Here is a 25,915-nt window from a genome sequence, read left to right as displayed (position 1 = left end):
ACTCAATTGGTTCGAATGGATCCACATGGCGCGTTTGTTTCACGTTCCCCTGTCCCCCTTTTGTCGAAAAGTCCGCCTGTCCTTGGCGGAAAAGAAGATCGAAGTCGAATTGGTCGAGGAAAAGTACTGGGAAAAATCCCCGGACTTCTTGCGCAGAAACCCTGCGGCCAAGGTCCCGGTTCTGCGGCTGGATGGCCGGGTGATGTCAGAAAGCGCGGCGATCTGCGAATACATCGAAGAAACGCGGCCGGAACCCGCATTGATGCCGAAAACTCCGGAAGCGCGGTTCGAGGTGCGCCGTCTGGTCAGTTGGTTTGATGACAAATTCCACCACGAGGTGACATCCAAGCTGCTGTACGAGCGGGTAAACAAGAAAGTGACCGGTCAGGGATATCCCGACAGCAAGAACGTCAAGGAAGGTGCGCGGGCGATCAAATTCCATCTGGACTACATGGCTTGGCTGCTGGATCAGCGGCGCTGGCTGGCCGGAGATCAGATGACATTGGCCGATTTTGCCGCTGCCGCGCACTTGTCGTCGCTGGATTACATTTCGGACGTGGACTGGAATCGCAGCCAGGTGGTCAAGGACTGGTACGCCAAGATCAAGTCACGCCCGGCCTTCCGGTCGATCCTGGCGGATCAGGTGCCAGGCTTCCGCCCGCCCGCCCATTACGCCGACCTGGATTTCTGATAGGTTGGGGCAGGGGGCTGTCCGCCCCCTCTTGGCCCGTTCGGCCAATTCACCCCCGAGGATATTTTGGGCCAGATGAACAGCGCGACGGCATTGAAGGACAGGTTGGTGGCGCAGGCCCGGGCCGAAGGGTTCGTGGCGTGCCGGATCTGCCGACCCTGGGACGTGCCGGAAGTGCCTACGCGGTTGGAGGCCTTTCTGGCGGCGGGCTATCACGGGCAGATGGGCTGGATGGCCGAACGGACCCATTGGCGGGGGGATCCGGCGCAGCTGTGGCCCGAGGCGCGCTCGGTCATCATGCTGGCCGAGAGTTACACGCCGGATCATGATCCGACCGAGGTTCTGGGGCGACCCGATCGCGGGGCGATCTCGGTCTATGCGCAGAACAGGGATTACCACGATCTGGTCAAGAAGCGGCTGAAGCGGCTGGCCCGGTGGCTGATTGCCGAGGCCGGGGGCGAGGTGAAGGTGTTCGTCGATACCGCGCCGGTGCCCGAGAAGGCCTTGGGCCACGCAGCCGGGTTGGGGTGGCAGGGCAAACATACCAATCTGGTCAGCCGGGATTGGGGCAATTGGGCCTTTTTAGGGTCTGTTTTCACTACTCTGAACCTGCCAGCGGATCCTCCGGAAGTGGATCATTGCGGGTCGTGTCGGGCCTGTCTGGATGCCTGCCCTACGGATGCCTTCCCGGCGCCCTATCAGCTGGATGCGCGGCGTTGCATTTCCTATCTGACCATCGAGCACAAGGGGCCGGTGGATCAGGAGTTGCGCGGCAAGCTGGGCAACCGCATCTATGGTTGTGATGATTGTCTGGCCGCCTGCCCGTGGAACAAGTTCGCGGTGGCGGCCAGCGACATCCGCTATGTCGCGCGCCAAGACCTGATGGCGCCGCCGCTGGCGGAACTGGCCGGGTTGGACGATGCGGCGTTCCGGGCCAGATTCTCGGGTTCTCCGATCAAGCGGATCGGGCGCGACCGCTTCGTGCGCAACGTTCTGTATGCCATCGGCAATTCCGGGTTGTCGGAGTTGATTCTGGTCGCGCAGGCGCTGACCGAGGATCCCGACCCCACGGTGGCGGACGCGGCGCGCTGGGCGGTCGAACAACTGTCGTGAATGCCGCAAACAGGCTGGACGCGTCGGTTCAAACCGCTACACCCGTGACTGCGAACAGGATGGAGACCCCGATGGCGTTGGCTTTGGGCGTGGATACCGGTGGAACCTACACCGATGCGGTGCTGATCCGGGACGAGGAAGAGGTGATCGCCTCGGCCAAGTCCCTGACCACGCGCGAGGATCTGGCGATCGGCGTCGGGCGGGCGATCCGGGCGGTGCTGGACCAGGCGCAGGTCGCACCCGACCAGATCTCGATGGCGTCGCTGTCGACGACGCTGGCCACGAACGCGCTGGTCGAGGGGCAGGGCGGGCGCGTTGCGCTGATCTATGTCGGGTTTCGGGATGGCGATCTGGACAGGCATGGGCTGCGCGATGCGCTGAAGGGTGACCCGGCGCTGGCGATTGCGGGCGGGCACAGCCATGCCGGGGCTGAGGCCGCGCCGTTGGATACAGGGGCGTTGCGCGAATTTCTGGACCAGCAGTCCGGGATTTCCGGGTTCGCGGTAGCGGCCCAGTTCGCCACGCGCAACCCCGCGCACGAGCTTGAGGTCGCGCGGATCATCACCGAAAAGACCGGCGCGCCGGTGACCTGCTCGCATCAGTTGTCGGCCAAGCTGAACGGGCCGAAACGTGCGGTGACGGCGGTGCTGAACGCGCGCCTGATCGGAATGATCGACCGTCTGATCGGCCGGGCGCAGGATGTGTTGCTCGAGCTGGGCATCGACGCGCCGATGATGGTGGTGCGTGGGGATGGCGCCTTGATGAGCGCCGAGCAGGCGCGGGAGCGACCGATCGAAACCATTCTCAGCGGTCCGGCGGCCTCGATCGTGGGGGCGCGCTGGCTGACCGGAGTTCAGGACGCGCTGGTTTCGGATATCGGAGGGACGACGACCGATGTGGCGCTGATCCGCGATGGCAAACCGGCGATCGACCCGGCGGGCGCCCGTGTCGGCGGGTTCCGCACCATGGTCGAGGCGGTGGCGATGCGCACTCATGGTCTGGGCGGTGACAGCCAGGTGCATGTGGTGACCGAGGGCCTGCGCGGCGGCGTGTTCCTGGGCCCGCGCCGGGTGCTGCCGGTGTCGCTGATCGCGGCCGAAGCGCCCGAAGTGGTCCATGCCGCGCTGGACGAGCAGTTGCGCGCGACCACGGTGGGCGAGCACGATACCCGTTTCGCCCGCCGCGTGCCCGGCATCCACGCCGAGGGTCTGGGCCCGCGCGAGGCGGGGCTGTTGGAGCGGCTGGGAGATAGGGTTCTGCCCCTGAGCGCCCTTTTGCGCACCCGGATGGAAAACGGAGCTCTGACCCGGCTGGTGGATCGCGGGATGGTTCAGGTCTCGGGGGTGACGCCGTCGGATGCCAGCCACGTTCTGGGACGCCTGTCCGATTGGGATGAGGGTGCCGCGCGCAAGGCGCTGGAGCTGATTGCGCGCCGGCGTGTGGGGTCGGGCGACCGGCTGGCGGGCTCGGCCGATGAACTGGCCGGCATGATCGTGGATCAGTTGACCGAACAGACCGTTTTGACCTTGTTAGAGACTGCTTTTGCCGAAGAAGCCGAGGCGTTCGGCCTGCCGCCCGAGGATCTGGCGCGCCATGTGCTGACGCGGCGGGGCTTGCGCGGGCATCGCGGTCTGCTGGCGCTGGATACGAAGCTGAACGTGGGTGTGGTCGGGCTGGGGGCCTCGGCGCCAAGCTATTACCCGGCGGTCGGTGAGCGGCTGCGCTGTACCATGGTGCTGCCCGACCATGCCGGGGTGGCCAATGCGATCGGGGCCGTCGTGGGGCGCTTGACCATGCGGCGGGCGGGCACAGTGACCGCCCCGTCCGAAGGCCGGTACCGAGTGCATCTGAACGACGGGCCGCAGGATTTCCCCACGCCCGAACCCGCGCTGGACCTGCTGGAGGCCGAACTCCGGCGCGAGACCGAAAGCGCCGTGCGCGAGGCTGGGGCCGAGGATATCCGCGTGGTCGTCAACCGTGACATCCGCACCGCCAGGATCGAGGGCAAGGATGTCTTCGTCGAGGCGATGCTGACTGTCGAAGCCAGCGGCCGCCCGCGGGTGGCCGTCGGCTGAGCGTTATTCGGCGGCGTTGCTGCGTTTGGGCAGAACCCAGTCCGGGCGCGGGAAGTGGCAGGTATAGCCGTTTGGGATACGCTGAAGGTAGTCCTGATGCTCGGGCTCGGCCTCCCAGAAATCGCCGACGGGTTCGACCTCGGTGACGACCTTGCCGGGCCACAGCCCGCTGGCATCCACATCGGCGATCGTATCCAGCGCGATCTGTTTCTGTGTCTCGTCGCAGTAATAGATTGCCGAGCGATAGCTCATTCCGATGTCATTGCCCTGGCGGTTCACGGTGGTCGGGTCGTGGATCTGGAAGAAGAACTCGAGCAGATCGCGATATGTGATCTGCGTGGGGTCGAACCAGATCTCGATCCCTTCGGCATGGGTGCCGTGGTTGCGATAGGTCGCGTTGGGCACGTCGCCGCCGGTATATCCAACGCGGGTGCGCAGAACGCCGGGCAGCTTGCGGATCAGGTCCTGCATGCCCCAGAAGCAGCCTCCGGCCAGAACGGCGCGGTGTTCGGTCATTTCGGGTCCTCCACTTGATCGAGGTATTCGCCATAGCCCTCGGCCTCCATGTCGTCACGATGGATGAACCGCAGCGCGGCGGAGTTGATGCAATAGCGTAGCCCACCCTGGTCCAGCGGACCATCGGGAAACACATGGCCCAGGTGGCTGTCGCCGTGTTTCGAGCGGACCTCGGTCCGGATCATCCCCAGCGAGCGGTCCTCAAGCTCGGTGACGTGGTCATGCACGATGGGTTTGGTGAAACTGGGCCAGCCGCAGCCCGACTCGTATTTGTGGGTCGAGGCGAATAGCGGCTCGCCCGATACGATATCCACATAGATGCCGGGTTCCTTGTTGTTCAGATGTTTTCCGGTGCCGGGGCGTTCGGTCCCGTTGCGCTGGGTGACGTGGAATTCCTCGGGCGACAGGGCCGCGACAACCGATGGATCTTTGGTATACTTGGGCATGGGTCCTCCGGCGTTTCATACGTTGCCGAGATATTTGGGGTGCGCCGCGACAAAAGCAAAGCCCTGTTTCACCCGGCTCGCGCGATCGTGCGGGTGATCTGCCGCCGTGCTTCGCGCGTATCAATATCAAAGAGGAGGTCACGCCATGTTCAGAATGTTGCTGTTGTCTGCCTTGTTGTTGATCGGTCGAACGGTACAGGCCGCGCCCGTGTCCGGAGAGTTCCCATCGATCGATGGCGGCACGCTGTCGTTGTCGGACTGGCGCGGCCAGCCGGTTCTGGTGGTCAACACTGCCTCGCAATGCGGGTTTACCGGGCAGTATTCCGGGCTGCAAAAGCTGCAGGACACCTATGGACCCAAGGGTTTGGTGGTTCTGGCAGTCCCGTCGGATTCCTTCAACCAGGAACTGGAAACCGCCGGTGAGGTCAAGGAATTCTGTGAGTTGAACTATGACCTGACTCTGCCCATGACCGACATCACCCCGGTCACCGGCGCGCAGGCCCACCCGTTCTTCAAGGCGGTCGCCGCCGAGACTGGGTTTGTGCCCAACTGGAATTTCAACAAGATCCTGCTGAGCCCCGAAGGCGAGGTCGTGGCGACCTTTGGGTCGACGACCCGGCCTGACTCCCGCAAGCTGCGCAGTCAGGTCGAGGCGCTGCTGCGCTGAACCGGCTGGCGTGACAACTGCACGGCCAGAATGCCCAGCGTGGTGACCGCAACGCCGACGGCATCCATTGCGCCCAACCGCTCACCCAGCAGAATCGCGGCGATCGTGACCCCGAACACCGGGTTGAGGAAATGGAAGGTCGCCGCGCGGATCGGACCGATCCGGTTGAGCAGCAGGAACCAGATCAGCGTGGCCAGCAGGCCGGGGAACAGGGTCGTGTAGGTGAAGGCCAACGCCAGCGGCCAGGTTGGACGGATATGGATCGTCTCGAACAACGGGGCGGCGACGAACAGAACTGCCGAGCCAACGAACATCTGCAAACCGACGACCATCATGAAATTCCCGCCCGAGGTCGCCCCGCGCACGGCCAGCGTGGCGAAGGTCAGCGCCAGCGCGCCCAGCCCGCAGAGGGCAACGCCGAACAGGTCGATCCCGGCGCTGATCCGGCTGCTCATGATCAGGGCCACGCCGGCGAACCCGGCCAGCAGACCCAGAACACCCAGCGGGCGTAAGCGTTCCCCGAACAGCAGCCAACCGGCCAGCGCCACCAAGAGCGGCATGGTCGAGGCGATGATCGCCGCGACCGAGGCCTCGACCGTTTGCATCGCATAGAAATTCAGACCCAAATACAGGGCATTCTGGCAGATTCCGAACAGGATGGTCGCGTACCATTGCGACCGCGTCAGGCGCCAGCTCTGGCCCATGGCCCGGGCGATTGCGACACCAAGGATGCCGGAAATCAGGAAGCGAACCGCCAGTGAAAACAGCGGCGAAGCATCCGCGACGATGATCCGCGCCGAGGTAAAGGCCGACGACCAGATGAAGGCAAAGGCCAGCCCCATGGCGATGGCGCGCAGATCCATGACCGCTCCTGTTTGAATGTGCGGCGACTGTTTCCGATTTTCCCGCAGGCCACAAGCGCCCGAGCGTCAAAAAAGACACATGGTGCACGCAAGTTTTCCCTAGATGGCGGTTTTATTGATTGACCAGCCAATTAAAGATATCCGCTCGGTAATCTGAAATCTAAAGGGAGGTTTGTCGGTGCTATTGGAATACATCCTGTCATTCGGGGTCTTGCTTGCTCTTGGGCTGGTAGCGTTCTTCGTCGTGAAATGGTGGAACCTGCGGTGCGTGGGCGTGACACCTGTACATCTGTTCACTTTCATCGCGATCCTGTTCACATCCGGCCTGGATGTCGGGCTGATCATGTTCCCGCTCACCGAATTCGGAGGCTATGCCGAAGATCCGGCCTATGCGTTCGCAAACCCGCTGGCGATCGAGTTCGGGTTCTGGGGATTCCTGATCTGGGCCTTCTATTTCCTGACGGCCTTCTATTTCTGCGTCATCGAGCCCCGAGTGCAGTTCTTTGAAATCCCGGTGGTCAAGCTGATCAACAACGTGGTGATCATCGGGACCTGCGCTTTCACCGCCAGCCTGTTCCTGATCTACCTGCCCGGATACCTGCCCGAAGTTGGTGATGGCGAGTCCGTGGTGACCACGTTTTACATCATCGTATTTGTCGTCATTCTGGCCGCGGCCTATTCCTCGACTGACCTGAAATACGTGCGGATTCTTTCCGTCGGCTCGACGTTTCTGTTTCTGGCGCTGATCCTTGGCATGTGGGCCGCGGCCGGTATGGGCGTTGCGGGTTTCGTGGAAACCAGCAGCAATATCGGGGCGTATTTCGCCAATATCCACAAGTTCATACTGCCTCTAACCGACTATCACGCCTTCTACCTGTTCTGGTGGTTTGCCTGGTCGATCATGATCGGTCAGTTCACCTCGCGCTTTGTCGGAGGGCTGACCACCTGGCAATTGCTGGCGGCGCTGCTGATCTTTCCGTCGATCCCCTTGGCGATCTGGTTCAGCGTGCTTTACTACTATCACCTGAACGGCATCAGCACCGCAGGAATCACCAACATCGCGATGGTGATCGTCGGCGTGACCTTCGTGATCAACTCACTGGACTCGTTGATCAGGCTCTATACCGACAACCTGAACATGACGGTCGAACGCTTCGGCAAGACGGCCTATGTTGCCGGCAACGTGGGGCTTCTGTTTGTGCTGACGCTTCTGTTCCAAAGCCAGTGGCTGCAGATTCAGTGGATCGGCGCCGTGGTGGTTGGCCTCTACCTCGCCTGCGTGGTCTATATCCTGATCGCCAAGCGCAAAGAGGTGATGAGCATCGACTCCATGCCCGAAGGTCGGGATCTGGATTTCCACAAGGTCGAGACTGTTCACTGACCTCGGCCAACGACAAAACCGGGTCCGGCCCAACGGACCCGGTAAACATATACCATAGAAAAAGGGCCGCGAAATCGCGGCCCTTGATCGTTTTCACTAAGGCGCGGATCAGCTGTTGACGCTGTCCTTCAGGGCCTTGGCGATGGTCATCTTCACAACCTTGTCGGCTTCTTTGGTGAAGGTCTCACCAGTGGCCGGGTTGCGCACCTGACGCTCGGGGCGCTCGCGGCAGTAGATCTTGCCGACGCCCGGCAGGGTCACAGCGCCACCGGCCGAAACTTCGCGGGTGATCAGGCCAGTGATCGCCTCCAGCGCCGCGTTCGCGGATTTCTTGTCGGTTCCCATTTCCTCAGCGAGAGCAGCAACCAGCTGAGTCTTCGTCATAGGCTTTGCCATTTCTTGGTCTCCTTAACGTGCCCGATCTATTGGGCCTCACCGCGTAACTGTAACGGGATATTGTGGGCGAACACAACGAATAGTAGCACTGAAACCCCAAAAAATATGGGGATTTCGTTGCTTTTTTGCGTCAGAGGAAGGCCGTTTCGTCGAACGAGCGCAATTTCCGGCTGTGCAAACGTTCCAGCGGCATCCCTCGCAGGTGTTCCATCGCCCGGATTCCGATCGCCAGATGGCGGCTGACCTGGGTCGTATAGAACTCGGACGCCATGCCCGGCAACTTCAATTCGCCATGCAGCGGTTTGTCGGATACGCACAGCAAGGTGCCGTAGGGTACGCGGAACCGATAGCCGTTGGCGGCGATCGTGGCGCTTTCCATATCCAGCGCGATGGCGCGCGACTGGCTGAGGCGCTGCACCGGGCCGGATTGGTCGCGCAGTTCCCAGTTGCGGTTGTCGACCGAGGCCACCGTGCCGGTGCGCATAATCCGTTTCAGCTCATAGCCTTCCAGCTCGGTCACTTCGGCGACGGCGCGTTCCAGCGCAACCTGAACTTCGGCCAGCGGCGGGATCGGCACCCAGACGGGCAGATCGTCGTCCAGCACCTTGTCTTCGCGCAGATAGGCATGGGCCAGCACGAAGTCCCCCAGAGCCTGCGTGTTGCGCAGCCCCGCGCAGTGGCCGACCATCAGCCAGGCATGTGGGCGCAGCACCGCGATGTGATCGGTGGCGGTTTTGGCGTTGGATGGCCCGACGCCGATATTGACCAGCGTGATCCCCGACCCGTCTGAGCGTTTCAGGTGATAGGTCGGCATCTGTGGCAGTTTCAGCGGTTGTTGCAGCGGCGCGTCGGGGTCGGTGATTTCGACATTCCCGGTCGAGACGAAACTGGTATAGCCGCTGTCGGAGTCGGCCAGTTGCGCGCGGGCATAGTTCTCGAATTCCGAGACGTAGAACTGGTAGTTGGTGAACAGAACGTGGTTCTGAAAATGGTCCGGGTCGGTGGCGGTATAGTGGGCCAGCCGGGCCAGAGAATAGTCGATGCGCTGGGCGGTGAACAAGGCCAGTGGGCCGACGCCATCCTGCGGTTCGTGCACACCGTTGACAATGTCGTCATTGGTTGTGGTCAGATCGGGCACGTCGAACACGTCGCGCAGGGTGAACCCGGCAGCACCCTGATGAGGGACCACCAGATCGGGGTTGCCGGCCACGGCGAAATGCACCGGCATCGGCGTGGTCGAGGGGCCGATGGTCACCGGCTGGTTGTGGTTCTTGATCAGCAGCGCGATCTGCTGCGTGAGGTAGGACCGGAACAGATCCGGCCGGGTCACGGTAGTGGCATGTACCCCCGGCTCGGACACGTGACCAAAGCTCAGGCGGCTGTCCACATGCGCGTAAGACGCCGTACGGATACGAATTTCCGGGTAATAGGCTCTGTAACGGACCTTGGGCGTGCCGCTTTCCATGGCCTCGGCAAAGCTGTCGCACAGAAAGGCGGTGGCCTCATTGTACAGCTCTTCCAGCCGGGCAACGGCCGCGGCGGCATCGGTGAAAATCTCGGGGTCCCGTGGGTCGGGCGTTGTTATTTTTGTCATGCGAGGGGTTCCAGAAGGTCAATTTTTTCGAATGTGCGGACATCCACCAGTCCCAGATCGGATATCCGCAGTTCGGGGATGACGACAAGGGCCAGCAGCGAGTGCTGCATGTAGGCGTTGTTCAACTGACAGCCGCAGGCCTGCATCGCCTCGACCATCTTCTGCGCCTTGGCCGCGACGTCGGAGGCCGGGCTGTCGGACATCAGGCCGGCGATGGGTAGTTCGACCAGCGCCAGCTCTTCGCCATCACGGAAGATGGTTATGCCGCCGCCTACTTCGGCCAGACGATTGGCGGCCAGCGCCATCTGATCGCGGTCGGTACCGACCACGATCATGTGGTGGCTGTCATGTGCCACAGTCGAAGCCATGGCCATCCGGCCCTGATAGCCGAAGCCCGCGACAAAAGCGTTGGTGACGCCGCCCGTGGCCCGGTGCCGCTCGACCAGCGCGATCTGGCAGACATCGCCTTCGCCCTCGACCAGCCCGCCGATGATCGGCAGCTCGGCCTTCAGCGCCTGGGTGGGGGCCTGGTTCTCGACCACGCCGATCACGTTGGCGCGCACGCGGTTGGCGCCGTTGGGCGCGGGGATCTCGAAATCGGCGGCGGTCAGGGCATGGCCCAGATGCACCGTGTTGCGCGCCCGGTCGGGCCAGTCGTAATGCGGGCAATCCACCTTGATCGCGCCGTTCTCGGCCACCACCTGTCCGCGCGCGATGACCATCTCGATCGGCAGTTCGGTCAGGTCCGAACTGAGGATCACGTCCGCCCGGCGGCCCGGCGTGATCGAGCCGATCTCGCGCTCAAGCCCGAAATGGGTGGCGGTGTTGATCGTGGCCATCTGCAGGGCGATCAGCGGGTCGCAGCCACAGGCGATGGCATGGCGCACGACGCGGTTCATGTGACCCTCGTTCACCAGCGTGCCCGAGTGGCAGTCATCGGTGCACAGGATGAAATTGCGCGGGTCCAGCCCCTTTTCGGTGACGGCGGTGATCTGGCTTTCAACGTCGTACCAAGCCGAGCCCAGCCGCATCATCGACCGCATCCCCTGCCGCACGCGGGCAATGGCGTCGGCCTCGCAGGTGCCTTCGTGGTCATCCGCCGGGCCGCCGGCGACATAGGCGGCAAAATCAGGCCCTAAATCAGGGGATGCATAGTGCCCGCCCACGGTCTTGCCCGCGCGCTGGGTGGCGGCGATTTCGGCCAGCATCTTGGGGTCGGCATGGATCACACCGGGAAAGTTCATCATCTCGCCCAGCCCGATGATGCCGGGCCAGGTCATCGCCTCGGCCACGTCTTCGGCGGTGATCTCGTAGCCCGTGGTTTCCAGCCCCGGCGCGGAGGGCGCGCAGGACGGCATCTGGGCGAAGATGTTGACCGGCTGCATCAGCGCCTCGTCATGCATCATCCGCACGCCGTCCAGCCCCAGCACGTTGGCGATCTCATGCGGATCGGTGAACATCGACGTGGTGCCATGCGGGATCACCGCGCGGGCGAACTCGGCCGGGGTCAGCATGCCGGATTCGATGTGCATATGCGCGTCGCACAGGCCGGGGATCATGTAGCGGCCATCGGCCTCGATGATTTGGGTGTCGGGGCCGATGCAATGGGTGGCATCGGGGCCGACATAAGCCACGCGTCCGGCGGCGATGGCGATGGAGTGATCGGGCAGCGCCTCGCGGCTGTGCACGTTGATCCAGATCCCGCCGCGAATGACCATGTCGGCGGCTTCGCGGCCGGCGGCAACGGCGATCAGGCGGGGGGCGACGTCGGGCCAAGAGGGGAAGGGTGCGTATTCCATGGCACAACTTTCCTGAATGCACCGGAAGGTGCAACCCCTGCTGTGCCACCTTCATGAAACCGTCATCCGACCGATTGCGGGGCAGCAAATGCTTGATCCGCGCCGCGATGCGGGGTCTGGTAGAGACATGGATTATGAAACCATAGATGCGGACAGTTTCGGCCGCAGCCTGCGCGGGATCGGGCTGAACCTGCTGGTGCGCGACGTTCCAGCGGAATGCGCGTTTTTAGAGACTGTTTTTGGCCTGAAATCCCATCAGGTGACGGCGGATTTTGCCATCGTCACCTATGGCGATCAGGTGTTTCAGTTGCATTCGGACGGCACCTATCATTCCAACCCGCTGCTGGGGCTGGTTCCCGAAACGCCCCCACGCGGTGGCGGGATCGAGATCCACCTGTACGACACCGACCCGGACGAGGCGGCGGAGCGCGCCAGGTCCGCTGGTGCAGTCGTCCTGCAGGAGCCGACCGACAAGCCCCATGGTCTGCGCGAGACCTATATCCTGTGCGAGAACGGCTATGCCTGGGTCGCCAGCCGCCCCATGGACGGTTGAAAGTCAGGCGCGGTGTTGCTCGGCCGCGATTTCCGCCCTGATCCACTCGGCAATGGCCACGGCACCCGGGGTCTCCTCGGCCTGGGGCGACAGCAGCAGGTAATAGGCCTCGGGCATCGGTGCGCGATGCTCGAACGGCGCGATCAGGCGGCCATCGTCCAGAAGGCGTCTGGCGATTGTGTCATGGGCCAGACACAGCCCGCCTCCGGCCATCGCGACGGACAGGCCGACCATATAGGTCGTGGCATAGGTAATCGGCGGATTCTCCCAGTTTAGACCCTGATCTTCGGCCCAACTGGCCCAGTTCGACAGCAGGTTTGAGCAATCGTAGAGCGGTTGCCGCTGAAGGGTCTCCAGCGTGACCGGGAAACCGGGGGCGCAGACCGGGTAATAGTGATCGCTGCGCAAAAGCTCGGTTCGGACCGTGTCGGCCGGGCGCAGGGAATAACGGATTTCCACCGCCGCGCCTTCGGCCATCTCGCGCGGCTCCCACAACTCGGTGAAGATGTTCAGGCGGACATCGGGGTGCAGTACGCGGAAGGCGGGCAGGCGGGGGGCCAGCCAGTTCACCGAGAAGGTGATGTTGCACTGCACCTGAACGGTATTTTCCTGCTGCCCGGTCACGGCCTGGGTGCCACGCACCAGCGTCCGGAACGCCTCGCGTACGACGGGCAGATAGGTGATTCCGGCCTCGGTCAGCTCCAATGCGCGGGGGCGCCGGTGAAACAGAGGTTGGCCCAGATAGCCTTCGAGCGATTTGATCTGCTGGCTGACGGCGCTTTGCGTCATGTTCAGATCACGCGCTGCGCCGGTGAACGACAGGTGGCGGGCCGCGGCCTCGAACGTGCGCAGCCAACCGAGGGGGGGAAGCGGGTTTCTCATCGCATAACCCTGCCATAAGCTGGGCTTATGCCAAACCGCCAATTTTTTCGTTGGTCAATTGCGCCGCGGCCCGGCACGGTTTTCACCAGCCACCTGCCCAAGCCGAATGGAGCCCCCGGATGACCGTCACCAGTCAGAAACCGAATATCGACCATTGGCAGGAGCGCGTGGACATGGCCGCCGCCTTCCGTTGGACCGAGCGGTTGAACATGCATGAAGGGGTGGCCAACCACTTCAGCCTTGCCGTGAACGAGGATGGCACGCAGTTCCTGATGAATCCGAACCAGATGCATTTCGCGCGCATCCGCGCCTCGGACCTGCTGCTGCTGGACGCCAACGATCCCGACACGATGAACAAGCCCGGCGCACCGGACCCCACCGCATGGGGTCTGCATGGTTCGATTCACCGGAAATGCCCGCACGCGCGTTGCGTGATGCATGTGCATTCGATCTTTGCCACCGTTCTGGCCTCCTTGGCCGACAGTAACTTGCCGCCGATCGACCAGAACACTGCGACCTTTTACAACCGATATGTCATTGATGACGAATTCGGCGGTTTGGCCTTTGAAAGCGAGGGCGAGCGTTGCGCGACAATGCTGCAGGACCCGGCCAAGAAAGTCATGATCATGGGCAACCACGGTGTGCTGGTGATCGGCAGCGATGCGGCAGATGCCTTCAATAGACTCTATTATTTCGAGCGCGCCGCCGAGACCTATATCCGCGCTCTTCAGACGGGCCAGCCATTGCGGGTGCTGTCAGACGAGATCGCCGAAAAGACCGCGCAGGAGCTGGATGACTATCCCGATCAGGCCGCTGCCCATCTGCGCGAGATCAAGGCCGTTTTGGATGCCGAAGGCTCGGACTACGCCACCTAGAGGGTTTTGCCATGACCGATGCCTCGCATGATCCCGAAGCCGCCCGCTGGCACTACCGGCCGTCTGACCCTGTGGCGTTGAACCCTTTGTTCAGCTGGCCGCCCAGACCAATGGCGGTTGTGAAATGGTACAGCGGTGCGTGGTTGCAGATCACAGCGCTGACCCTGTGCATGGGGTTGGCGCTGACGGCTTATGTGCTGTTCCTGCCGCCGCTCGAAGCGATGCAGAGCTTTGCACTGGGCTGGATGTTCCGCATCTGGCTGCTGAACATGGTGCCTCAGATCCTTGTTGCAGGTGGGCTGCATTGGTGGCTCTACATGCGCAAGGGGCAGGGTATGTACAAAAAGTTCGATCGCCGCGACCTGACCCGCGACAACGGAACCTTCACCTTCCGCAATCAGGTTTGGGACAACATCTGGTGGACCCTGGGCAGCGCCATGACGGTGGCGACGGTCTATCAATGGGTGATCTACTGGGCGATGGCCAACGGGTATGCGCCAACGGTCACTTGGGCCAGCGCGCCGGTCTGGTGCGTGGTCTGGATGCTGTTCATCCCGATGTGGTCGGGTCTGCATTTCTATTGGGTGCATCGGCTGGAGCATCATCCGAAACTGTACAAGCATGTGCACGCGGTACATCACCGCAACGTCAATGTTGGGCCGTGGTCGGGCATCTCGAACCACTGGTACGAGAACCTGCTGTACTTCACGACCTATTTCATCCACCTGATCGTGCCCTCAAACCCGCTGCACCTGCTGTTCCATGTCTATTTCCAGCAGATCAGCCCGGTCCTGTCCCATTCGGGGTTCGAGAAGCTGAAAGCGGGGGATACGGACGCCGCACGGGCCGGCGATTTCTTTCACCAGCTGCACCACCGGTATTTCGAGTGCAACTACGGCACGTCCGAGATCCCCTTCGACAAGTGGTTCGGCACCTACCATGACGGATCGGCCGAGGCGACGACGCGGACGCGGGCCTACAAGAAACAAATGTATACCTAGCGGGCCCGGCTGCGCAGGGCACGCGGACTGAGACCGAACTCGGCCCGAAAGGCACGGGTCAGCGCGCTGGGGTCCTCATAGCCCGCGCGCAGAGCGATTTCGGCGATACTCAGGTCGGTTTCCGCGGCCAGCTTGCGCGCAAGGTTCAGACGCATCCGACGATAGACCTTGGCCGGCCCGGCCCCCAGGTCCGTCCGCATCCGGGATTCCAGCGCTTTTTGCGACCGTCCCACGCGCCGGGCGATCTCGGGGATCGTCAGAGGGGTCTCGAGATTTTCCTGCATCAGCGCCAGCGCCTTGTTGACATGCGAGCTGGCCGAGCCTGCGCCGCCGGAATGTGACCGGGCGGAGTCGCGCGTCATGAAAAGCTGCGCGACTTCCAGTGCCAGCGCCTGACCGTGATCCTGGCCGATCAGGTGCATCACCAGATCAAAGGCAGCCATGGCGCCCGAGCAAGTGATGCGGTCACCGTCGATGACATAGCGCTCGCGGCAGGTCTCGACTTCGGGGAATCGCTCGGTGAACGCAGTCAACTCCTCCCAATGGATCGTGGCGCGGTGGCCGTTCAGCAATCCGGCCTGGGCCAACAGCCAACTGCCGGTGTCCAGCCCAACAAAGGTGCGAAAGCGCCGCGTCGCCGCACGCAACCCCGCCTGGGTGCGCCAACCACCATGTGCCTGAAACCCGTAGGAGGGCATCACCAGCAGCATATCCCCATCCGCATCCGTAAGTGCCGCATGGGGTGCCACCTGCAACCCTGAGGATGACGTGACCGGCCTCGGATCCAGTGACAGGAATTGCCAGTCATACAGTCGCTGCCCCGACAACGTGTTGGCCGCGCGCAGCGGCTCGACCGTGTTGGCCAGGCAATGGTTCGAGAACCCGTCGAACAGAAGTACCCCGAATCGCTGCAGTGCGGCGGGTGATTTGGTCCATTTCTGCATGATTGAAGTCTAGTTCTGCACTATTGATACCTCAAGCTGCGTCAGGATTATCGCACGCCCAGAAACCGGAGACCCGCGATGCAATATGGCCTGACCGACGAGCAGGAGATGATCGTCTCGACCGTCCGCAGCTTTGTGGAAAAAGAGATCTATCCCCACGAAGAGCTGGTCGAACGCACCGGCGAGGTGCCGAAAGAGATCGCCGACGAGATCAAGCGCAAGACGATCGAGCTGGGATTCTATGCCTGCAACTTCCCTGAAAGCGTCGGCTGCGCGGGGCTGAACCATCTGGAATTCGCGCTGGTCGAACGGGAACTGGGCCGCGGCTCGATGGCGCTGAACCATTTCTTCGGGCGGCCGCAGAACATCCTGATGGCCTGTCAGGGCGATCAGATCGAACGCTATCTGATGCCCGCCGTGCGCGGCGAGAAGATGGATGCGCTGGCGATGACCGAACCGGGCGCGGGCTCGGATGTGCGGGGCATGAAATGTTCGGCCGTACGTGATGGCGGCGACTGGGTGGTGAACGGTACCAAGCATTTCATCTCGGGCGCGGAACATGCCGATTTCGTCATCGTCTTCATCGCCACGGGCGAGGATCAGACGCCGAAAGGCCCCAAAAAGCGCATCACCGCCTTTCTGGTCGATCGCGGCACGCCGGGCTTCACCATCCGCGACGGCTACAAGTCGGTCAGTCATCGCGGCTACAAGAACATGGTGCTGGAATTCGACGACTGCCGCCTGCCCGATGCGCAGGTGCTGGGCGAGGTCGATGGCGGGTTCGAGGTGATGAACACATGGCTCTATGCCACCCGCATCACTGTGGCGGCCATGTGCGTGGGCCGCGCGCGGCGGGCTTTCGACTATGCGCTGGACTATGCCGCCACGCGCGAACAGTTCGGCCAGAAGATCGGCAAGTTCCAGGGCGTCAGCTTTCAGATCGCCGACATGATCACCGAGATCGACGCCGCCGACCTGCTGACGCTAGCCGCCGCCGACCGGCTGGACAAGTGCCTGCCCGCCAACCGCGAGATCGCCTCGGCCAAGCTCTATGCCTCGGAGATGCTGGCGCGGGTGACCGATGCGGCGATCCAGGTGCATGGCGGGATGGGTCTGATGGATGACTATCCGCTGGAACGGTTCTGGCGCGATGCCCGGGTGGAGAGGATCTGGGACGGCACCAGCGAAATTCAGCGCCACATCATCAGCCGCGACCTGCTGCGCGCGTTGGGGGCGTGACCGCATGAGCGCCGCGTCGCGGTTGCACCGGTTGTTGAACCCGACCTCGGTCGCCGTGATCGGCGGGGGGGCATGGTGCGCCGAGGTCATCCACCAGGTGCGAAAACTGGGATTCTCCGGCCCTGTCTGGCCGGTGCATCCCAAGGCCGATGAGGTGGCAGGCGAGCGCGTCTTTGCCACGATCGAAGACCTGCCCCAAGCGCCCGACGCAGCCTTTGTCGGCATCAACCGCCGCGCCACCATCGAGGCGGTCGAGGTTCTGGCCCGCATTGGCGCGGGCGGGGCGGTATGTTTCGCCTCGGGCTTTACCGAGGCGCGGGCCGAGGACGTCGATGGGGCCAATCTGCAGGCGCAAATGGTCGCTGGGGCGGGGGACATGCCGATCCTCGGCCCCAACTGTTACGGCTTCGTTAACGGTCTGGACCGGGTGGCGATCTGGCCCGACCAGCACGGGATGCGCCCGGTGGAAAAGGGCGTTGCGATCCTGACGCAAAGCTCGAACATCGCCATCAACATGACCATGCAGCGCCGGGCGCTGCCGCTGGCCTTCATGCTGACCTGCGGGAATCAGGCGCAAACCCATCAGGCCGAGATCGCCATGGCGCTGTTGGATGATGACCGGATCACTGCGATTGGCGTGCATGTCGAAGGCTTCGGCGATCTGCGCAAATGGGAGGCGCTGGCGACAAAGGCGCGAGAACGCGGCATTCCAGTCGTGGCGCTCAAGGTCGGCCGGTCGGAACAGGCGCAGGCGGCGACCATTTCGCACACCGCCTCGCTGGCGGGGGGCGATGCCGGGGCGCAGGCGTTTCTGGACCGGCTGGGAATCGCGCGGCTGAACGACGTGCCCGAGTTTCTGGAAACACTGAAACTGTTGCATGTCACCGGGCCGTTGGACGGGACCGGAGTGGCAACGATCAGCTGTTCCGGTGGCGAGGCCAGCCTGGCCGCCGACATGGCCGAAGGAACCGGCCTGCACTTTCCGCCGCTGACCGCGGATCAGGTTTCGGGCCTGCGCGCGGCGCTGGGGCCGATGGTGGCGCTGGCCAATCCGCTGGATTACCACACATATATCTGGCGCGACGCTGACGCGATGGCGCGGGCTTGGTCGGCGATGACGGGGCCGCATGTAGCGATGACGATCTCGATCGTTGACTACCCTCACACCGATGCCACCGATTGGGACTGCGCCACCCGCGCGGCGTTGACTTGCGCCCGCGAAACCGGCCGTCCCTTTGCCGTGGCCGCGACCTTGCCGGAACTGATGCCCGAGGACGTGGCCGAGCGGTTGATGGCGGGCGGTGTCGTGCCCTTTGCCGGGCTGCGCGAGGCGCTGGCGGCGACACGCGCTGCGGCCCGCCCGCGTCCCGAGCCGCAGGAGCCGGTTCTGCTGCCCGCCCCCGTTGAGGCCACAACCATACTTACCGAGGCTCAGGCCAAGGCCGAACTGGCCGCCCACGACGTGCCGGTTCCCTGCTCGGTCGTCGCGCAGGCGGATCGGGCTGAAAAGGCGGTGGACGGTCTGAGCGGACCCTTTGCGGTGAAAGGCGTTGGCTTGGCGCACAAATCCGAACATGGCGCGGTGCGACTGGGCGTTTATGCACAAGAGCTGGCCGAGATCGCGAGATCAATCGGCACCGATGAGATCCTGATCGAGGAAATGGCCCCGGCCGGGGTGGTCGAGCTGTTGATCGGCGTCACACGCGACCCGGCGCATGGTTACGTCCTGACCCTTGGGGCGGGTGGGGTTCTGACCGAGATCCTGCGCGACTCCACCTCGATCCTGATCCCGTCCACGCCGTTTGCAGTCCGTGGCGCGCTGGGCAAGCTGGCCTGTGCGCCCGTGTTGAGCGGATATCGGGGCAAGCCCGGCGTGGATATTGATGCTGTCGTGCGGGTGGTCATGGCGGTGCAGAACTACGTCATTGCCAACGCGGCGGTCGTGGACGAAGTTGAAATCAACCCTCTCATCTGCGCGGCCGACGGTGTGGTCGCCGTTGATGCCCTGATCCGAAAGGCATGACCATGAACCCGATCAAAACCCACCGCGATGGTGCAATCCTTCAGGTCACGTTGGACCGGCCCAAGGCGAATGCCATCGATCTGGCCACCAGCCGCGTCATGGGCGAGGTCTTCCGCGACTTCCGCGATGATCCCGACCTGCGCGTGGCGATCCTGACGGGGGGCGGCGAAAAATTCTTCTGCCCCGGCTGGGACCTGAAGGCCGCGGCCGAGGGCGATGCGGTGGATGGAGACTACGGCGTCGGCGGTTTCGGTGGTCTGCAGGAGCTGCGGGATATGAACAAGCCGGTGATTGCGGCCGTGAACGGCATCGCCTGCGGCGGCGGGCTGGAGCTGGCTTTGAGCGCCGACATGATCCTGGCCGCCGATCACGCCACCTTTGCCCTGCCGGAAATCCGTTCGGGCACGGTGGCGGACGCGGCCAGCGTCAAGTTGCCCAAGCGCATTCCCTATCACATCGCGATGGAACTTCTGCTGACCGGTCGCTGGTTCGACGCCGAAGAAGCGCATCGCTGGGGCTTGGTGAACGAGATCGTCCCGGCCAATCAGCTGATGGACCGCGCGTGGGAGCTGGCGCGCCTGCTGGCGAGCGGCCCGCCGCTGGTCTACGCCGCGATCAAGGAGATCGTGCGCGAGGCCGAGGATTCCAAGTTTCAGGACATCATGAACCGCATCACCAAACGACAGCTGCGGACGGTTGATGTTCTCTATGGCTCCGAGGACAATCTGGAAGGCGCCCGCGCCTTTGCCGAAAAGCGTGACCCGGTCTGGAAGGGCCGCTGAGCCGGATCAGGATTTCTCGAACAGGGCGATCAGCGCGGTGTCGTCCTTGTTGGGGCCGGCCGCCAGATCGCCGTAGATACGAACCGGGGCTAGGGTCAGATGTTCGATCCGGCCCTCGGCCTGCAGCTTGTCGAAGGCGGTTGCAAATCCCAGCGCCTCGAAGTGTTTGGCGTTGATCGACAGGGCGAATTGCGCCCCGGGCCGGGCCGCCCGCAGCAGGGCGGGCAGAACCTCGGGGCCAAGATGGCCGTGGGTGAAAGTGCCCGACGACACGATGCCCGAATAGCTGTCGCGCGGAACGGGGATGCCCTCGTTCAGGTCGGCCTCGATCGCGTCGCGGTAGATGTCCTTGCGCATGGCCTTGTCCAGCATTTCGGCACTGATGTCGGTGGCATCGATCGGCCCCACGCCCAGATCGGCCAGAACCGCGCCGCACAGGCCGGTGCCCGCGCCCACATCCAGCACCGGACCCTGGCCCCCGGCGCCGACAAATGCGCGGGCGGTGTGGATATGCAGCTGGTAATCCTCGCGCGCAGCGAATCCGCGATCGTAATCTCCGGCCCATTCGGCATAGAGCCGTTTGTTGTCTGCCGGAGTTTTCAGCGCATAGGCCGCGTGCAGGCTGGGTTTGTCATCACTCATGACACCATGAAGGCGCAGGCGGGGATTCGAATCAAGTGCGGCCATCCGGCGCTTGCATCCCGCCCGCGGCGCGATCATCAAGGGGCCATGACTGGAACGCTTTTTTCATTCGGGCACGGCTATTCCGCCCGCGCCCTGTCGCGCCGGCTGGCCCCCAAGGGTTGGCGCATCGTCGGAACCACCCGCGATGCCGCCGAGAAGGACGCCATCCGTGCCGCCGGGGCCGAACCGTTGGTCTGGCCGGGCGAAGCCCCCGATCTGGACGGGGTCACGCATCTGCTGATTTCGACCGCGCCCACGGCCAAGGGAGATCCGGTTTTGGCCGCCCTGCGGGATGAGATCGCCGCCCGCGCCGGGCAGTTCGACTGGGTCGGGTACCTGTCGACCACCGCCGTCTATGGCGACCATCAGGGGGGCTGGGTCGATGAAACCACGCCGGCGACTCCGACGGCCGAGCGCGGGCGCTGGCGGTTGCAGGCCGAGCAGGACTGGGCCGCGATCCCCGGCCTGCCGCTGCACATCTTTCGCCTTGCGGGCATCTACGGGCCGGGGCGGGGGCCGTTTTCCAAGCTGAAGAAAGGCGGGCTGCGGCGGATCATCAAGCCGGGGCAGGTGTTTTCGCGCATTCATGTCGAAGACATCGCTCAGGTGCTCGAGGCGTCGATGCGCCGTCCCGATCCGGGCGCGATCTACAATGTCTGCGATGACGAACCGGTACCGCCGCAGGATGTGATCGGCTATGCCGCGCAGCTTCAGGGCCTGCCGCTGCCGCCTGCGGTGGATTTCGACACGGCCGACCTAACGCCGATGGCCCGCAGTTTCTACAACGAGAACAAGCGCGTTCGGAACGACCGGATCAAGACCGATCTGGGCGTGACGTTGAAGTACCCCAACTACCGCGTGGGCCTTGAGGCGCTGCACGCGGATCAGGCGTTGAAGGGCAGTTGATCAGACCACATCCGCCAGGATCATGTCGGCGGCCTTTTCCGCGATCATGATCGTGGGCGCGTTGGTGTTGCCCGAGACCAGCGTCGGCATGACCGAAGCATCGACCACCCGCAAGCCCTGCAGCCCGCGCACTCGCAGCTGCGGATCGACCACCGCCATGTCATCCACCCCCATCTTGCAGCTGCCCACGGGGTGATAGATCGTATCGGCCCGCGCGCGGATGTGGCCTTCCCAATCCGTGTCGGTCCGGGCGGTGTCGGTGCCGAACATCTCCTTGTGGCGGTATTTGGCGAGGGCCGGAGCCTCGAGGATTTCGCGCGTCATCCGCGCGCCCTTGATCATCGTGTCCAGATCGCGCGGGTCGGACAGATAGGCCGGGTCGATCGCCGGGGCGGCAAAGGGGTCGGCGCTGTGCAGCGAAACGGTGCCGCGGCTTTCGGGGCGCAGTTTGCAGATATGGCAGCTGAACCCATAACCCAGATGCAGCTTGCGCGCGTGGTCGTCCACCAGCGCGATGGTGAAATGCAGCTGGATGTCGGGGCGGTCCAGATCGGGAGAGGTCTTCAGAAAGGCTGCGCCTTCCGCAAAGGGGGTGGCAGCCATCGACACTCCGGTCTTGCGCCACCGCATAAGGTGTTTGATCAGCCCCACCGTACCGGCGGCGCCGATGCCGAAATTGTCGGTGTCCTTTGTCTTGTAGGCCAGTATGAAATCCAGGTGATCCTGCAGGTTCTTGCCCACGCCCGGCAGCGTGTGGCGGACGGCGATTCCATGTGGGCTCAGGTCCTCGGGGTCGCCGATGCCCGACAGCTGCAGCAGTTGCGGCGATTTCAGTGCGCCCGAGCAAACCAGAACCTCGCGCGCGGCGGTGACGGTGAGGTCGGCGCCCTTGCCGCCCTGGCGATAGATCACGCCCGTGGCGCGGTGGCCGTCAAAGGTGATCTCGCGCGCCTGCGCCCCGGTGATGACCGTCAGGTTGGGCCGGTCCATGACTGGAAACAGATAGGCCGCGGCGGCCGAGCACCGCTCGCCGTTTTTGGCGGGGTCATGGAACTGGGTGACCTGGTACAGCCCCGCGCCTTCGTTGTCGCCGCGATTGAAATCGTCGGTCACCTTGTGTTGCAACTGGGCGGCGGCCTCGACGAAGGCGCGCGTGATCGGGCGTTCTTCTTTCTGATCGGACACCTGAAGCGGGCCGTCGGCACCATGCAGGTTATCCGCGCCGCGTTCGTTGTTCTCGGACCGTTTAAAATAGGGCAGAACGCTGTCCCAGTCCCAGCCCTCGCAGCCCAGATCGGCCCAGCCGTCATAATCCTGCCGCTGCCCGCGCACATAGAGCATTGCGTTGATCGCGCTGGACCCGCCCAGGGCCCGGCCGCGCGGCTGATAGCCGTTGCGGCCGTTCAACCCCGGTTGCGGCACCGTCTCGAAGGCCCAGTTGTTGATCTTGGGTCGCCCCGGCAGCATGGCGACCACAGCGGCAGGCATCCGCACCAGAATGCTGTTCCCGCCTCCGCCCGCCTCAAGCAGGCAGACCCGCGTGCCCGGATTGGCGCTCAGACGGTTGGCCAGCACACAGCCCGCGGACCCTCCGCCGACGATGACGTAGTCGAATTGCATGGCGATCCTCCCCTGTGGCCCGCGCGGTGTCGCGCGTCACGGCCCGCAGTTTGAAGCACCGGCCGCAAAAGGCAATCTGGGCGTTGGGGAACGCGGCGTCATGTGGATAGGGATCGGTTGGAAAGAACCCGGTTGAGCCATAACCAATATCTATCAAATCAATCCGAAAACAAAATTTTTTCTCATGACTGGGATTTGCTATGACTCTGGGTATTCCAGCGGGCTGCGGTCCGCCCCTTTTTGACGTGCCATACGCACGGTTGCCTCGCAAACAGACTGACACCAGCCAGGATCGGAGATTGAGATGGACGGAAGCGACAACCCCAACACGGGCAAATGCCCCATCATGCACGGCGCCGGAACCCGATCGAACCGGGACTGGTGGCCCAACCAGCTGAACCTGGCGATACTGCACCAGAACCAACCGGCCGGCAATCCGCTGGGGGCCGAGTTCAACTACGCCGACGCGTTCAAGAAGATCGACTATGACGCGTTGAAACAGGACTTGTATGACCTGATGACGGATTCGCAGGACTGGTGGCCGGCGGATTACGGCCATTATGGCGGTCTGTTCATCCGCATGGCCTGGCACAGCGCCGGCACCTACCGGACGGCTGACGGGCGGGGCGGCGCCTCGACCGGGAACCAGCGGTTCGCGCCGCTCAACAGCTGGCCGGACAACGGCAACCTCGACAAGGCCCGTCGTCTGCTGTGGCCGATCAAGCAGAAATACGGCAACCAGATTTCGTGGGCCGACCTGATAATCCTGGCCGGCAACTGCGCCATCGAATCGATGGGCGGCAAGACCTTCGGCTTTGCCGGCGGCCGGGAAGACATCTGGGCGCCCGAGGAAGACATCTATTGGGGAGCTGAGACCGAATGGCTGGCCCCGACCGAAAACCCGCACAGCCGCTACTCGGGCGAGCGCGATCTGGAAGATCCGCTGGCCGCCGTGCAGATGGGCCTGATCTATGTGAACCCCGAAGGCCCGGACGGAGAGCCAGACGTGCTGGCCTCGGGCCGCGACATCCGCGACACCTTTGCCCGGATGGCAATGAACGATGAAGAGACCGTCGCATTGGTTGCCGGTGGCCACACATTCGGCAAGGCGCATGGTGCCGGGGACCCGGCGCTGGTCGGACCCGAACCCGAGGCCGCGCCGATCGAAGAGATGGGCTTTGGCTGGATCAACAAGTTCGGCACAGGCAAGGGTGACGATACTACGACCAGCGGAATCGAGGGCGCCTGGACCGCGAACCCGATCAAGTGGGACAACGGCTATTTCGACCTTCTGTTCGGTTATGACTGGAACCTGACCAAAAGCCCGGCCGGAGCCTGGATCTGGGAGCCGGTCGGCGTCAAGGAAGAGGACATGGCACCAGCTGCGCATGACCCGTCGAAAAAGGTCAAGACGATGATGACCACCGCCGACATGGCGATGCGCATGGATCCGATCTATGGGCCGATCTCGAAGCGGTTCCACGACAACCCCGATGAGTTCGCCGACGCCTTCGCTCGCGCGTGGTTCAAGCTGACCCATCGCGATATGGGGCCAAAGGCGCGCTACATCGGCCCCGAGGCGCCAGCCGAAGAGCTCATCTGGCAGGACAACGTTCCGGCAGTGGACCATGATCTGATCGATGCCGCGGACGTGGCCGACCTGAAAGCCCGGCTGCTGGCTTGTGGCCTGTCGGTGTCGGAACTGGTCGCGACGGCATGGGCCTCGGCTTCGACCTTCCGCGGCTCGGACAAGCGCGGTGGTGCCAACGGTGCCCGCATCCGGCTTGCGCCCCAGAAGGACTGGGACGTCAACGAGCCCGAGAAACTGTCCAAGGCGCTGGATGCTATGGCGGCGGTGCAAGCCGAGTTCAATGCCGCGCAGTCCGGCAACAAGAAGGTTTCGCTTGCGGATGTAATCGTGCTGGGCGGCGTTGCGGCGATCGAAAAGGCCGCCAAGGCTGCCGGGCATGACATCGATGTTCCCTTTGCACCCGGCCGTACGGATGCCACGCAGGACCAGACCGATGCCGAATCCTTCGCCCCGCTTGAACCGATCGCGGATGGGTTCCGGAATTACCAGCGCAAGGAGTACAGCGTTTCTCCTGAAGAGTTGCTGGTGGACAAGGCGCAACTGTTGACCCTGTCGGCACCCGAGATGACCGTCCTGGTCGGCGGTATGCGCGTTCTGGGTGCGAACTTCGGTGGTACGGCGCATGGCGTCCTGACAGGCCGGGTCGGGGTTCTGAGCAATGACTTCTTTGTCAACCTGCTGGACATGGGCACCGAATGGAAACCGGCGGCAGACGCCAATGGAGTGTATGAAGGCCGGGATCGGGCTTCGGGTGAGGTGAAGTGGACCGGAACCCGGGTGGACCTGGTATTCGGTTCCAACTCACAACTCCGGGCACTGGCCGAGGTTTACGGCCAGAAAGACGCCGACGCCAAATTCGTTGGTGACTTTGTCTCGGCGTGGACCAAGGTGATGAACGCGGACCGCTTCGACCTGACTTGAGGGCGGACCAGCTCCCATGATCAGCGCCGCCACGGGAAACCGTGGCGGCGTTTGTCGTGTCCGAGTCTTGGTCTTGCCAAGACGCGCGGCCACGATTCCATCCGCACCGCGTAGAGGGACCCTGAAAAATGGCCGACGCAAACCGCATAAATAGGGAATATCGTGGGAATTATTAAGCTAACCTATTGTTTTTATTAACACAGGAAAGATTCCGCCGAGAATTGCGAAGTTTTTTCAAAATGGGGGTTGCAGGTCCCGGACCTAATCCGTAAATACCCCTTCACCGGCGCTGCTGAGGCGGTGCTGACGGGTCGGAGAGACGGCCTGACGGACTGGAAAGACGGTTGAGACGC

23 protein-coding genes are annotated in these 25,915 nt (G+C 63.3%); 13 read left to right on the top strand and 10 right to left on the bottom strand.

The features are described from left to right. Positions 1-25: 25 nt before the first annotated feature. The 3 genes from fzlA to AC2FNZ_RS11900 all read left to right on the top strand — a co-directional run bounded on the left by fzlA (position 26) and on the right by AC2FNZ_RS11900 (position 3,879). Positions 26-691, top strand: coding sequence for an FtsZ-binding protein FzlA (gene fzlA, locus AC2FNZ_RS11910; RefSeq protein ID WP_093963811.1), 666 nt, complete (start codon positions 26-28; stop codon positions 689-691). A 75-nt stretch (positions 692-766) separates the two neighbouring features. Next, positions 767-1,804, top strand: a complete 1,038-nt coding sequence (queG, locus tag AC2FNZ_RS11905; protein ID WP_496840779.1) for a tRNA epoxyqueuosine(34) reductase QueG — start codon at positions 767-769, stop codon at positions 1,802-1,804. A 71-nt stretch (positions 1,805-1,875) separates the two neighbouring features. Continuing rightward, the gene (locus AC2FNZ_RS11900; protein ID WP_496840778.1) at positions 1,876-3,879 is read left to right on the top strand and encodes a hydantoinase/oxoprolinase N-terminal domain-containing protein; all 2,004 of its coding nucleotides are present in this window, start codon (positions 1,876-1,878) and stop codon (positions 3,877-3,879) included. A gap of 3 nt (positions 3,880-3,882) precedes the next feature. Here the strand turns inward: AC2FNZ_RS11900 and msrA are convergent, their stop codons facing one another. Together msrA and msrB are read right to left on the bottom strand one after the other, a co-directional pair. Further along, on the bottom strand, positions 3,883-4,395 hold the full coding sequence (gene msrA, locus AC2FNZ_RS11895; RefSeq protein ID WP_496840777.1) for a peptide-methionine (S)-S-oxide reductase MsrA: 513 nt from the start codon (positions 4,393-4,395) through the stop codon (positions 3,883-3,885). Then, positions 4,392-4,841, bottom strand: coding sequence for a peptide-methionine (R)-S-oxide reductase MsrB (msrB, locus tag AC2FNZ_RS11890; RefSeq protein ID WP_005979690.1), 450 nt, complete (start codon positions 4,839-4,841; stop codon positions 4,392-4,394). The genes msrA and msrB overlap by 4 nt, the downstream gene beginning before the upstream one ends. Before the next feature lie 145 nt (positions 4,842-4,986). Between msrB and AC2FNZ_RS11885 the strand changes: the two genes are divergently transcribed. Beyond that, on the top strand, positions 4,987-5,508 hold the full coding sequence (locus AC2FNZ_RS11885; RefSeq protein ID WP_496840776.1) for a glutathione peroxidase: 522 nt from the start codon (positions 4,987-4,989) through the stop codon (positions 5,506-5,508). On the opposite strand, the gene AC2FNZ_RS11880 is transcribed toward AC2FNZ_RS11885, so the two are convergent. Continuing rightward, on the bottom strand, positions 5,484-6,371 hold the full coding sequence (locus AC2FNZ_RS11880) for a DMT family transporter (protein ID WP_496840775.1): 888 nt from the start codon (positions 6,369-6,371) through the stop codon (positions 5,484-5,486). The two genes, AC2FNZ_RS11885 and AC2FNZ_RS11880, sit on opposite strands and share 25 nt — an antisense overlap. 184 nt (positions 6,372-6,555) lie before the next feature. Here AC2FNZ_RS11880 and AC2FNZ_RS11875 point away from each other — a divergent pair, with 184 nt between their 5' ends. Then, positions 6,556-7,752: a BCCT family transporter gene (locus tag AC2FNZ_RS11875; RefSeq protein ID WP_170588713.1), complete on the top strand. Its 1,197-nt coding sequence runs from the start codon at positions 6,556-6,558 to the stop codon at positions 7,750-7,752. A 108-nt stretch (positions 7,753-7,860) separates the two neighbouring features. On the opposite strand, the gene AC2FNZ_RS11870 is transcribed toward AC2FNZ_RS11875, so the two are convergent. The 3 genes from AC2FNZ_RS11870 to ade all read right to left on the bottom strand — a co-directional run bounded on the left by AC2FNZ_RS11870 (position 7,861) and on the right by ade (position 11,541). Continuing rightward, on the bottom strand, positions 7,861-8,148 hold the full coding sequence (locus tag AC2FNZ_RS11870) for an HU family DNA-binding protein (RefSeq protein WP_170340577.1): 288 nt from the start codon (positions 8,146-8,148) through the stop codon (positions 7,861-7,863). Between the two features lie 130 nt (positions 8,149-8,278). Next, positions 8,279-9,742 (bottom strand): AMP nucleosidase, encoded by a 1,464-nt coding sequence (locus AC2FNZ_RS11865; RefSeq protein WP_496840774.1) that lies wholly within the window; start codon positions 9,740-9,742, stop codon positions 8,279-8,281. Then, positions 9,739-11,541, bottom strand: coding sequence for an adenine deaminase (gene ade, locus AC2FNZ_RS11860; RefSeq protein WP_496840773.1), 1,803 nt, complete (start codon positions 11,539-11,541; stop codon positions 9,739-9,741). The genes AC2FNZ_RS11865 and ade overlap by 4 nt, the downstream gene beginning before the upstream one ends. Before the next feature lie 127 nt (positions 11,542-11,668). On the opposite strand from ade, the gene AC2FNZ_RS11855 reads away from it, so the two are divergent. After that, positions 11,669-12,094: a VOC family protein gene (locus tag AC2FNZ_RS11855; protein ID WP_496840772.1), complete on the top strand. Its 426-nt coding sequence runs from the start codon at positions 11,669-11,671 to the stop codon at positions 12,092-12,094. Between the two features lie 3 nt (positions 12,095-12,097). On the opposite strand, the gene AC2FNZ_RS11850 is transcribed toward AC2FNZ_RS11855, so the two are convergent. Next, a complete protein-coding gene (locus AC2FNZ_RS11850; protein WP_496840771.1) occupies positions 12,098-12,976 on the bottom strand; it encodes a LysR family transcriptional regulator in 879 nt (292 codons plus the stop codon). 119 nt (positions 12,977-13,095) lie between these two features. Between AC2FNZ_RS11850 and AC2FNZ_RS11845 the strand changes: the two genes are divergently transcribed. Continuing rightward, the gene (locus AC2FNZ_RS11845; RefSeq protein ID WP_496840770.1) at positions 13,096-13,851 is read left to right on the top strand and encodes a class II aldolase and adducin N-terminal domain-containing protein; all 756 of its coding nucleotides are present in this window, start codon (positions 13,096-13,098) and stop codon (positions 13,849-13,851) included. Between the two features lie 11 nt (positions 13,852-13,862). Further along, the gene (locus AC2FNZ_RS11840) at positions 13,863-14,852 is read left to right on the top strand and encodes a sterol desaturase family protein (protein ID WP_496840769.1); all 990 of its coding nucleotides are present in this window, start codon (positions 13,863-13,865) and stop codon (positions 14,850-14,852) included. Here the strand turns inward: AC2FNZ_RS11840 and AC2FNZ_RS11835 are convergent. Next, on the bottom strand, positions 14,849-15,796 hold the full coding sequence (locus tag AC2FNZ_RS11835) for a GlxA family transcriptional regulator (protein ID WP_496840768.1): 948 nt from the start codon (positions 15,794-15,796) through the stop codon (positions 14,849-14,851). The two genes, AC2FNZ_RS11840 and AC2FNZ_RS11835, sit on opposite strands and share 4 nt — an antisense overlap. Positions 15,797-15,874: 78 nt before the next feature. Here AC2FNZ_RS11835 and AC2FNZ_RS11830 point away from each other — a divergent pair, with 78 nt between their 5' ends. Genes AC2FNZ_RS11830 through AC2FNZ_RS11820 form a run of 3 tightly spaced genes read left to right on the top strand, consistent with a single transcriptional unit; the run spans position 15,875 to position 19,840 of the window. Beyond that, positions 15,875-17,035: an acyl-CoA dehydrogenase family protein gene (locus AC2FNZ_RS11830; RefSeq protein ID WP_496840767.1), complete on the top strand. Its 1,161-nt coding sequence runs from the start codon at positions 15,875-15,877 to the stop codon at positions 17,033-17,035. A 4-nt stretch (positions 17,036-17,039) separates the two neighbouring features. Next, the gene (locus tag AC2FNZ_RS11825; protein ID WP_496840766.1) at positions 17,040-19,058 is read left to right on the top strand and encodes an acetate--CoA ligase family protein; all 2,019 of its coding nucleotides are present in this window, start codon (positions 17,040-17,042) and stop codon (positions 19,056-19,058) included. 2 nt (positions 19,059-19,060) lie between these two features. Next, a complete protein-coding gene (locus tag AC2FNZ_RS11820) occupies positions 19,061-19,840 on the top strand; it encodes a carnitinyl-CoA dehydratase (protein WP_496840765.1) in 780 nt (259 codons plus the stop codon). Between the two features lie 6 nt (positions 19,841-19,846). Here the strand turns inward: AC2FNZ_RS11820 and AC2FNZ_RS11815 are convergent, their stop codons facing one another. Beyond that, positions 19,847-20,527: a class I SAM-dependent DNA methyltransferase gene (locus AC2FNZ_RS11815; protein WP_496840764.1), complete on the bottom strand. Its 681-nt coding sequence runs from the start codon at positions 20,525-20,527 to the stop codon at positions 19,847-19,849. Positions 20,528-20,569: 42 nt separating this feature from the next. On the opposite strand from AC2FNZ_RS11815, the gene AC2FNZ_RS11810 reads away from it, so the two are divergent. Continuing rightward, entirely contained in the window at positions 20,570-21,430 is an 861-nt protein-coding gene (locus AC2FNZ_RS11810; RefSeq protein ID WP_496840763.1) for an SDR family oxidoreductase, read from the top strand. Here AC2FNZ_RS11810 and AC2FNZ_RS11805 read toward each other — a convergent pair whose 3' ends face one another. Then, positions 21,431-23,050 (bottom strand): GMC family oxidoreductase, encoded by a 1,620-nt coding sequence (locus AC2FNZ_RS11805; RefSeq protein WP_496840762.1) that lies wholly within the window; start codon positions 23,048-23,050, stop codon positions 21,431-21,433. Positions 23,051-23,354: 304 nt separating this feature from the next. On the opposite strand from AC2FNZ_RS11805, the gene katG reads away from it, so the two are divergent. Further along, entirely contained in the window at positions 23,355-25,562 is a 2,208-nt protein-coding gene (gene katG, locus AC2FNZ_RS11800) for a catalase/peroxidase HPI (protein WP_496840761.1), read from the top strand. Positions 25,563-25,915 lie beyond the last annotated feature (353 nt).

Source organism: Ruegeria sp. SAZA006, assembly GCF_059613465.1.
This window is presented reverse-complemented; position numbering and strand designations above follow the sequence as displayed.

Excerpts from the sequence above, each read along its gene's own strand:
- AC2FNZ_RS11885 (WP_496840776.1), top strand. The coding sequence starts at position 4,987 with ATGTTCAGAATGTTGCTGTTGTCTGCCTTGTTGTTGATCGGTCGAACG.
- AC2FNZ_RS11880 (WP_496840775.1), bottom strand. The coding sequence starts at position 6,371 with ATGGATCTGCGCGCCATCGCCATGGGGCTGGCCTTTGCCTTCATCTGG.
- msrA (WP_496840777.1), bottom strand. The coding sequence starts at position 4,395 with ATGACCGAACACCGCGCCGTTCTGGCCGGAGGCTGCTTCTGGGGCATG.
- AC2FNZ_RS11805 (WP_496840762.1), bottom strand. The coding sequence starts at position 23,050 with ATGCAATTCGACTACGTCATCGTCGGCGGAGGGTCCGCGGGCTGTGTG.
- AC2FNZ_RS11850 (WP_496840771.1), bottom strand. The coding sequence starts at position 12,976 with ATGAGAAACCCGCTTCCCCCCCTCGGTTGGCTGCGCACGTTCGAGGCC.
- katG (WP_496840761.1), top strand. The coding sequence starts at position 23,355 with ATGGACGGAAGCGACAACCCCAACACGGGCAAATGCCCCATCATGCAC.
- AC2FNZ_RS11815 (WP_496840764.1), bottom strand. The coding sequence starts at position 20,527 with ATGGCCGCACTTGATTCGAATCCCCGCCTGCGCCTTCATGGTGTCATG.
- AC2FNZ_RS11900 (WP_496840778.1), top strand. The coding sequence starts at position 1,876 with ATGGCGTTGGCTTTGGGCGTGGATACCGGTGGAACCTACACCGATGCG.
- AC2FNZ_RS11870 (WP_170340577.1), bottom strand. The coding sequence starts at position 8,148 with ATGGCAAAGCCTATGACGAAGACTCAGCTGGTTGCTGCTCTCGCTGAG.
- AC2FNZ_RS11835 (WP_496840768.1), bottom strand. The coding sequence starts at position 15,796 with ATGCAGAAATGGACCAAATCACCCGCCGCACTGCAGCGATTCGGGGTA.
- AC2FNZ_RS11845 (WP_496840770.1), top strand. The coding sequence starts at position 13,096 with ATGACCGTCACCAGTCAGAAACCGAATATCGACCATTGGCAGGAGCGC.
- AC2FNZ_RS11830 (WP_496840767.1), top strand. The coding sequence starts at position 15,875 with ATGCAATATGGCCTGACCGACGAGCAGGAGATGATCGTCTCGACCGTC.
- AC2FNZ_RS11855 (WP_496840772.1), top strand. The coding sequence starts at position 11,669 with ATGGATTATGAAACCATAGATGCGGACAGTTTCGGCCGCAGCCTGCGC.
- ade (WP_496840773.1), bottom strand. The coding sequence starts at position 11,541 with ATGGAATACGCACCCTTCCCCTCTTGGCCCGACGTCGCCCCCCGCCTG.
- msrB (WP_005979690.1), bottom strand. The coding sequence starts at position 4,841 with ATGCCCAAGTATACCAAAGATCCATCGGTTGTCGCGGCCCTGTCGCCC.
- fzlA (WP_093963811.1), top strand. The coding sequence starts at position 26 with ATGGCGCGTTTGTTTCACGTTCCCCTGTCCCCCTTTTGTCGAAAAGTC.
- AC2FNZ_RS11825 (WP_496840766.1), top strand. The coding sequence starts at position 17,040 with ATGAGCGCCGCGTCGCGGTTGCACCGGTTGTTGAACCCGACCTCGGTC.
- AC2FNZ_RS11840 (WP_496840769.1), top strand. The coding sequence starts at position 13,863 with ATGACCGATGCCTCGCATGATCCCGAAGCCGCCCGCTGGCACTACCGG.
- AC2FNZ_RS11820 (WP_496840765.1), top strand. The coding sequence starts at position 19,061 with ATGAACCCGATCAAAACCCACCGCGATGGTGCAATCCTTCAGGTCACG.
- AC2FNZ_RS11810 (WP_496840763.1), top strand. The coding sequence starts at position 20,570 with ATGACTGGAACGCTTTTTTCATTCGGGCACGGCTATTCCGCCCGCGCC.
- queG (WP_496840779.1), top strand. The coding sequence starts at position 767 with ATGAACAGCGCGACGGCATTGAAGGACAGGTTGGTGGCGCAGGCCCGG.
- AC2FNZ_RS11865 (WP_496840774.1), bottom strand. The coding sequence starts at position 9,742 with ATGACAAAAATAACAACGCCCGACCCACGGGACCCCGAGATTTTCACC.